Raw genomic sequence first — 7,892 nt, 5'->3', positions numbered from 1 at the left:
GTGAAGCTTTCGACCTATCCGGATTTCCTCAATTCCGCCTATTCGGTGGCGACGCTGAAAGCGGTGCACGCGATCGCCGCCGCGCTCGCCTGAGCATCTGAGACAAGACCTTGGAGGAAACCGTGACCGGCAAGACCGCGTTCGAGACCAAATATCGCTTTGCCCGCAAGGATGTGCGGCTCGAAAACTGGCGGCAGAAGCCGTTCAACAAATGGGCGTTCCAGAATGTCGGTGAACTGATCCCGTCCGTGCATATCGCTGCCGCAACCGGTGGCGAGGAGGAGGCAAAGCCGCTTGGCGGATTGCTCGAGGAAAAGGCCACCTTTGCCGGCAGCACGGAAACCGTCGAGGCGTTCCTGAAGCGCTCCGACACCGACGGCCTGTCGATCATGAAGGCGGGCAAGCTGGTGGGCGACTGGTCGGCGCCACACATGGCATTCGGAGCGCGCCATATCATCTTCTCGATAAGCAAGTCGGTGACCGCCATCCTTGCCGGCATTCTCGAAGGCGAGGGGGTGTTCGACCCGGAAGCGCCGGTCACCCAATACATTCCCGAGGCCAAGGGCTCGGCCTATGGCGATGCCAGCGTGCGCAACGTTCTCGACATGACGGTGAGCCTCGACTTCGAGGAGGCATATCTCGATCCGGAAAGCGCCTTCGCCCGCTATCGCCGCTCGACGCTGTGGAATCCGGGTGGCGGCTCCGAGAGCCTGGCCACATTCCTGTTGACGATCCAGCGTCTCGCCGAACCGCACGGCCGGACCTACCGCTACCGCTCGCCCAATTCCGACATGCTGGGCATCCTGGTGGAACGGGCATCCGGCAAGCGCGTCAACGAATTGCTCAGCGAAAAACTCTGGCTGCCGCTGGGCGCGGCAAGCGAGATGTCGGTCACGGTCGACATGGAAGGCACGGCGCGCACCGCCGGCGGCATGTCGATGACACCGCGCGACCTTGCCCGCATCGGCGAGATGATGCGGCAGGGCGGCACCGCCAATGGCCGCCGCATCCTGCCGGAGGCATGGGTCCGTGACACAGTCGCCACCGGCGGCAGCCATGAAGCCTGGCAGCGCGGCACGATGGTGTTCCTGTTCCCGAAGGGGCGCTACCGCAACAAGTGGTACCAGACCGGTGCGGACAGCGGCGCCTTCTGCGGCATCGGCATTCATGGCCAGTGGCTCTACGTCAACCCGAAGACCGAGGTGGTGATCGCCAAGATGTCGTCGCAGCCGGAGCCGGTGGACGACAAGCTGGACGAAGACATCGTCGCCTTCCTCGAGGCGCTCAGCCAGATGGTTTGAGCCGGTCGCCGCTGTTTCCTGTGGACCTTCGCTGCCGGTTGAAACCGGCACGGTTGGCGGAGCGGGCGTCCAGGCCTATGGTCGCCGCTCTTTTTCGACGGGAACCAGCATGGCATCGGACATCAAGCGCATCGCAGCAATCATCGCGGCCGAGATCGGTTCGCGTCCGGAGCAGGCCGCGGCGGCGATCGGGCTGCTGGACGAGGGCGCTACGGTGCCTTTCGTGGCGCGCTACCGCAAGGAAGTCACCGGCGGCCTCGACGACACTCAGTTGCGCGATCTTTCCGAACGGCTTGCCTATCTGCGCGAGCTCGATGCGCGCCGCGAGACGATCCTGGGTTCGATCCGCGAGCAAGGCAAGCTGACCGAGGACCTCGAAGCCAAGATCGCGGCGGCCGCCACCAAGGCCGAGCTCGAGGACATCTACCTGCCCTACAAGCCGAAGCGCCGCACGAAGGCCGAGATCGCCAGGGAACGTGGGCTCGGGCCTCTCGCCGAGGCGATCCTCGCGGACCGGTCGGCGGTGCCCGCCGAACTCGCGCTCGCTTATGTCACGGAAGAGGTACCTGACGCCAAGGCGGCGCTTGAAGGTGCGCGCGACATCCTGTCGGAGCAGTTCGCCGAAAACGCCGATCTGGTCGGCAAGCTACGCGCCTATATGAAGGAACGTGCCTTCCTGCGCGCCAGGGTCGTCGACGGCAAGCAGGAGGCGGGCGCGAAATTTTCCGACTATTTCGACCATGTCGAGCGCTGGGCGGGCGTGCCCAGCCACCGGGCGCTCGCCATGCTGCGCGGCCGCAATGAGGAGGTGCTGTCGCTCGACATCGAGGTCGATGCCGACGACCAATCGCCGGTGAAGCCGGTAGAGCGCATGATCGCGAATGCCTATGCCATCAGCGGCTCGCTGCCTGGCGACAAATGGCTGATGGAAGTCGCCGGCTGGACCTGGCGGATAAAACTGTCGCTGCACCTGACGCTCGATCTGATGCGCGACCTGCGCGAGCGGGCCGAGGAAGAGGCGATCCATGTCTTTGCCCGCAACCTGAAGGATCTGCTTCTGGCGGCGCCTGCCGGCTCGCGGCCGACCATGGGGCTCGACCCGGGTATACGCACCGGCGTCAAGGTGGCGGTGGTCGACGGCACCGGCAAGCTGGTGGCAACGACGACGGTCTATCCGTTTCCGCCGAGGAACGACGTGCGCGGCACGCAGGCCGAGCTCGCGGCGCTCATCCGCCAGCATAAGGTCGAGCTGATCTCGATCGGTAATGGCACCGGCAGCCGCGAGACGGAGAAGCTGGTGGCCGACATGCTGTCGGACCTGCCGGCCGGGACTGGGCCGAAACCGCTCAAGGTGATCGTCAGCGAGGCGGGCGCTTCGGTCTATTCGGCATCGGCGACCGCGGCGGCGGAATTTCCCGGCCTTGACGTGTCTCTGCGCGGCGCTGTCTCGATTGCCCGGCGGCTGCAGGATCCGCTTGCCGAGCTGGTCAAGATCGAGCCGAAGTCGATCGGCGTCGGCCAATACCAGCACGATGTCGACCAATACCGGCTGGGCCGCTCGCTGGAGGCGGTGGTGGAGGATGCCGTCAACGCCGTCGGCGTCGACCTTAATACCGCTTCCGCACCGCTGCTGGCGCGGGTTTCGGGACTCGGCACCTCGCTCGCCGAGGCAATCGTCGCGCATCGTGACACGACCGGTCCCTTTGCCAGCCGGCGGGATCTGCTCAAGGTCTCCCGCCTCGGCCCTCGCGCGTTCGAGCAATGCGCTGGCTTCTTGCGTATCCCCAACGGCGCGGAGCCGCTCGACGCGTCCTCGGTGCATCCGGAAGCCTATGGCGTGGCCAAGAAGATCGTCGCCGCCTGCGGCCGCGATGTGCGCTCGCTGATGGGCGACAGCGCGGCGCTCAAGGCGCTCGACCCGCGCGTCTTCGTCGACGAGCGCTTCGGCCTGCCGACGGTGCGCGACATCATCGCCGAGCTGGAAAAGCCCGGACGCGACCCGCGCCCCGGCTTCAAGACAGCGACCTTCGCGGAAGGTGTCGACGACATCAAGGATCTCAAACCCGGGATGCTGCTCGAAGGCACGGTCACCAATGTCGCCGCCTTCGGCGCGTTCGTCGACATTGGCGTGCACCAGGACGGGCTGGTACATGTCTCGCAACTGGCCGACCGCTTCATCAAGGATGCGCATGAGGTGGTGAAGGCAGGCGACGTGGTGAAGGTGCGGGTCGTCGATGTCGACATCAAGCGCAAGCGCATTGGCCTGTCGATGCGCAAGGATGGCGACGGCGGCGCCTCACGAGGCGGGCCGCGTGATAGTGGCGGTGGCAAGCCCGCGCCGCGCCCGCCGGCGCCGCAGGGCCAGCCGGAGCGACCCTCGCAAGGTGCCTTCGGCGCCGCTTTGGCAGAGGCGATGAAGCGAAAATAACGCTCCTCATCAGAAGTCGGCGCCCCCGGATTTCGTCCGGATGCGCCGCGGCACTACTGTCTCTCTGCTTCAGCCGTTAGGGTAGTAACCGCCATCGGCGCCGTCGCCGATGTAGATACCACCACCTGTATCGTTCTGAAGCTGCTGATCAACGTTCTGGATCTGGCTCAGCACGTTCCGATCGCCACCCGAAAAGCGGATAGAGTCCGCCTGCATCATCAGTTCGTGCTCCTGCTGGGGTGTGATCGCCTTTGCATCCATGGCTTCGACGATGCCTTGCTTCACGCCCTCCAACTGGTCCATGACGGCCCTGTCCTCGGTCGACATTGCCTGCGGTTCCATCCTGTGACGATGCACCGCGTAAGCGCTGGATAACGGCACCGCCGCCATAAGCGATGCGATTGCTATGATTTTTGGTGTGAACGAGCGCATGGGGGCGCCTCCTCTTCTGCGAGGAAAGCGGTATGGACATCGCTTTCCCGACACGGGCCGTCTGGTTCCGTCGTGTCGCGATGATCCGTCATCGCCGGCGGTTCGTAGCCCGCAGGATTGATATAAGGCCGCCGCAGTTTCCGGCAGGCGGAAGGAACGGAAAGTTGAGAGACTGTGATCGAGAGAGGCGCTTACGTATCTCGTTGGCCAGGACCAAGTCTTTACTTGGCGAAGGCGCGGCGTTGCGGACGGCGGCCAAAGCAACTTGGCTTGATTGCTGTTCCGAAGATGCTCGCTATTTTGTGAACTGGACGTGCGTCAACAGCCAGTCGCGAAAACTGGCGACCGGCGGGTGGCCGCGCTTGTCGTGCGGCACGACGAGATAATAGGCACTCCGGCTCTGCATCGGCAGCCCTGGAGCAGGCGCCAGCTGGCCCCGCTGCAGTTCGCCCGCGATCAGGATCCGCGGCAACAGCGCCACGCCAAGTCCGGCCATGCAGGCCTGGGCGACAGTGCCGAACTGCTCGAACTGCATGCCCGGTCCGGCCGGCGCATCGAGCCCCTGATGCTCGAACCATTCGCTCCAGGCGCCAGGCCGCGTCGCCATATGCAGCAATGGCAGGCGGCCGATATCGGCCGGCGTGGTCACCTTGCGCCCGGCCAGGAATTCGGGCGCGGCGACCGGGAGGACAGTCTCGTGCATCAAAAGCGTGCAGTCCGCGTCCGGCCAGTCGGGCATGCCGTGATGGATCGCGGCGTCGAGCCGTTCACGGGCGAAGTCGAAGCGGCCGATGCGGGTGGCGAAGTTGATGGTGATGTCGGGGTGGCGAGCGACAAAATCAGGGATCAGCGGCATCAGCCAGCGGGTGCCGAAGGTGGGCAAGATAGCAAGGTTCAAAGCGCCGCTATGTCGATTGCTCATCAATCCGAGCGCGGCATCGCGCAGTTGGCCAAGCGCCGACCGCACTGCCTCGGCATAGATTTCGCCGGCGCTCGACAACCGGACATTGCGGCTGTCTCGCTCAAACAGCCGGCGACCGAACTGCTCCTCCAGCAGGCTGATCTGCCGGCTGACGGCGCCTTGCGTCAGATCGAGCTCGCGCGCGGCGGCGGTGAAGGAGCCCAACCGCGCCACCGCCTCGAAGGCGGCAAGCGCGCTGATGTTCGGTAGGAGGCGACGTTGGACGCTCATGATCCATTACTAACGCTCATTGATCCGTGACGCAATTTTGTTTGATTTTTCGCTTGCGGGGGCCGATAAGCCGGGCAACTTTTGTTTTGCGCATGTCGTTGTCCCAAAGCTGTGGAGTATCTTGGGCGCCATGCACCAAATCGAGGATTTCGCCATGGCTGCCGAAAAGAACGCCTTTGTCTGGAACGATCCTTTCCTGATCGAGGATCAGCTTTCCGAGGACGAGCGCATGGTGCGCGACGGCGCGGCGGCCTTTGCCGCCGACAAGCTGGCGCCGCGCATCGAGGAAGCTTACATCGACGAGAAGACCGATCCTTCCATCTTCCGCGAGATGGGCGAGGCTGGTTTGCTCGGCATCACCGTCCCTGAGGAATATGGCGGGCTCGGCGCAAATTATGTGACCTACGGGCTGGTGGCGCGTGAGGTCGAGCGGATCGATTCCGGCTATCGCTCGATGATGAGCGTGCAATCGTCGCTGGTCATGTACCCGATCCATGCCTATGGCTCGGAAGAGCAGCGCAAGAAGTATCTGCCGAAGCTTGCTTCCGGCGAGTGGATTGGCTGCTTCGGACTGACCGAGCCGGACGCCGGTTCCGATCCGGGCGGCATGAAGACGCGGGCCGAAAAGACTGCCGGCGGCTACAGGCTCTCCGGCTCCAAGATGTGGATTTCCAACGCGCCGATCGCCGACGTCTTCGTCGTCTGGGCGAAGTCTGCCGCGCATGACAATCAGATCCGCGGCTTTGTTCTGGAGAAGGGCATGAAGGGCCTTTCGGCGCCGAAGATCGGCGGCAAGCTATCCCTGCGGGCGTCGATCACCGGCGAGGTGGTCATGGAAGGCGTCGAGGTCGGCGAAGAGGCGCTGCTACCCAACGTCTCGGGCTTGAAAGGCCCGTTCGGCTGCCTCAACCGGGCGCGCTACGGCATTTCCTGGGGCGCGATGGGCGCCGCCGAGGATTGCTGGCACCGGGCGCGGCAATACGGCCTCGACCGCAAGCAGTTCGGCAAGCCGCTCGCCGGCACGCAGCTCTTCCAGAAGAAGCTCGCCGACATGCAGACCGAGATCGCGCTCGGACTGCAGGGTTCGCTGCGCGTCGGCCGGCTGATGGACGAAGGCAAGATGGCGCCGGAGATGATCTCGATCGTCAAGCGCAACAATTGCGGCAAGGCGCTCGACATCGCTCGGCAGGCCCGCGACATGCATGGCGGCAACGGCATCCAGATCGGCTACCACGTGATGCGCCACGCGCAGAACCTGGAGACGGTCAACACCTATGAAGGCACGCACGACGTGCACGCGCTGATCCTCGGCCGGGCACAGACGGGGATCCAGGCCTTCTTTTGACCCGTCTTGAGCCAGCAACGGTTCACTAAACCAGGCGCGGTGGAACATCCGCTTGGAGAATGGCGGCCAAATGTGTCAGGGTTCGGCGACTGAAACGCCGTTCTCCGGGGCAACATGGCAATTCTGGCCGCCGTCCACCACCTGACCCATTACAAATATGACCGGCTGGTGGTGCTGGGGCCTCAGGTGATCAGGCTGCAGCCGGCGCCGCATTCGCGCACCAAAGTGCTCAGCCACTCGCTGAAGGTCGAGCCGAAAAACCACTTCGTCAACCTGCAGCAGGACCCTTACGGCAATTTCCTGGCTCGCTTCGTCTTTCCGGAGCCTGTGACGGAATTGAAGATCGAGGTCGACCTCGTCGCCGACATGACGGTCTACAACCCGTTCGACTTCTTCGTCGAGGAGACGGCCGAGACGTTTCCATTCGACTATCCGGAAGAGATCAGGGAAGACCTTGCCATCTACCGGGCGCCGGAGCCGCCCGGACCGCTGCTTTCGGCGTTTCTCAAGACCATCGACCGCAGCCCGGCGAACACCGTCAACTTCCTGGTCGACCTCAATGCCCGGCTGCAGCGCGAGATTGCTTACATCGTGCGCATGGAGACCGGCGTCTATTCGCCGGAGGAGACACTTGCCGCGGGCAAAGGCTCGTGCAGGGATTCGAGCTGGCTGCTGGTGCAGATCCTGCGCAATCTAGGCATCGCCGCACGCTTCGTGTCCGGTTACCTGATCCAGTTGAAGCCTGACCTCGTATCGCTTGACGGGCCGCCCGGCACGGCTGTCGATTTCACCGACCTGCATGCCTGGTGCGAGGTCTATATCCCGGGCGCTGGCTGGATCGGCTTCGATCCGACCTCGGGCCTGCTCACCGGGGAGAGCCATGTGCCGCTGGCGGCGACACCGCACTATCGCAACGCGGCGCCGATCTCCGGCATGGCGAGCTTCGCCAATGTCGATTTCAATTTCGACATGCGGGTCGACCGTATCGCCGAGCATCCACGCATCACCAAGCCATTCTCCGACGAAAGCTGGCAGGCGCTCGATGCGCTGGGCAACAAGGTCGATGCCGTCCTGCGGAATGAGGACGTGCGTCTCACCATGGGCGGCGAGCCGACTTTCGTGTCGATCGACGATTTCGAATCCGCCGAATGGAACACGGCGGCGGTTGGCCCGACCAAGCGCGACAAGGCGGAC

At 64.1% G+C, this 7,892-nt stretch carries 6 protein-coding genes; 4 read left to right on the top strand and 2 right to left on the bottom strand.

Annotation, left to right across the window (positions count from 1 at the left end; all coding sequences use genetic code 11):
- Window positions 1–122 precede the first annotated feature (122 nt).
- The gene (locus tag Q0L57_RS34065; RefSeq protein ID WP_296747662.1) at window positions 123–1,301 is read left to right on the top strand and encodes a serine hydrolase; all 1,179 of its coding nucleotides are present in this window, start codon (window positions 123–125) and stop codon (window positions 1,299–1,301) included.
- Between the two features lie 109 nt (window positions 1,302–1,410).
- Window positions 1,411–3,729 (top strand): Tex family protein, encoded by a 2,319-nt coding sequence (locus tag Q0L57_RS34060; protein ID WP_296747661.1) that lies wholly within the window; start codon window positions 1,411–1,413, stop codon window positions 3,727–3,729.
- Between the two features lie 69 nt (window positions 3,730–3,798).
- Here Q0L57_RS34060 and Q0L57_RS34055 read toward each other — a convergent pair whose 3' ends face one another.
- Together Q0L57_RS34055 and Q0L57_RS34050 are read right to left on the bottom strand one after the other, a co-directional pair.
- On the bottom strand, window positions 3,799–4,161 hold the full coding sequence (locus Q0L57_RS34055; RefSeq protein WP_296747660.1) for a hypothetical protein: 363 nt from the start codon (window positions 4,159–4,161) through the stop codon (window positions 3,799–3,801).
- Window positions 4,162–4,456: 295 nt separating this feature from the next.
- Window positions 4,457–5,353 (bottom strand): LysR family transcriptional regulator, encoded by an 897-nt coding sequence (locus tag Q0L57_RS34050; protein WP_296747658.1) that lies wholly within the window; start codon window positions 5,351–5,353, stop codon window positions 4,457–4,459.
- Between the two features lie 154 nt (window positions 5,354–5,507).
- Between Q0L57_RS34050 and Q0L57_RS34045 the strand changes: the two genes are divergently transcribed.
- Both Q0L57_RS34045 and Q0L57_RS34040 read left to right on the top strand, forming a co-directional pair.
- On the top strand, window positions 5,508–6,698 hold the full coding sequence (locus Q0L57_RS34045) for an acyl-CoA dehydrogenase (RefSeq protein ID WP_296747656.1): 1,191 nt from the start codon (window positions 5,508–5,510) through the stop codon (window positions 6,696–6,698).
- Window positions 6,699–6,812: 114 nt separating this feature from the next.
- Window positions 6,813–7,892, top strand: a 1,080-nt coding sequence (locus Q0L57_RS34040) for a transglutaminase family protein (protein WP_296747654.1), incomplete at its 3' end; no start/stop codon positions are given.

It is taken from the genome of Mesorhizobium sp. (assembly GCF_024509055.1).
Lineage (GTDB): Bacteria > Pseudomonadota > Alphaproteobacteria > Rhizobiales > Rhizobiaceae > Mesorhizobium.
The sequence above is the reverse complement of the archived record's forward strand: the minus strand, read 5'-3'. Positions and strand labels throughout refer to the sequence as shown.

Excerpts from the sequence above, each read along its gene's own strand:
- Q0L57_RS34055 (WP_296747660.1), bottom strand. The coding sequence starts at position 4,161 with ATGCGCTCGTTCACACCAAAAATCATAGCAATCGCATCGCTTATGGCG.
- Q0L57_RS34045 (WP_296747656.1), top strand. The coding sequence starts at position 5,508 with ATGGCTGCCGAAAAGAACGCCTTTGTCTGGAACGATCCTTTCCTGATC.
- Q0L57_RS34050 (WP_296747658.1), bottom strand. The coding sequence starts at position 5,353 with ATGAGCGTCCAACGTCGCCTCCTACCGAACATCAGCGCGCTTGCCGCC.
- Q0L57_RS34060 (WP_296747661.1), top strand. The coding sequence starts at position 1,411 with ATGGCATCGGACATCAAGCGCATCGCAGCAATCATCGCGGCCGAGATC.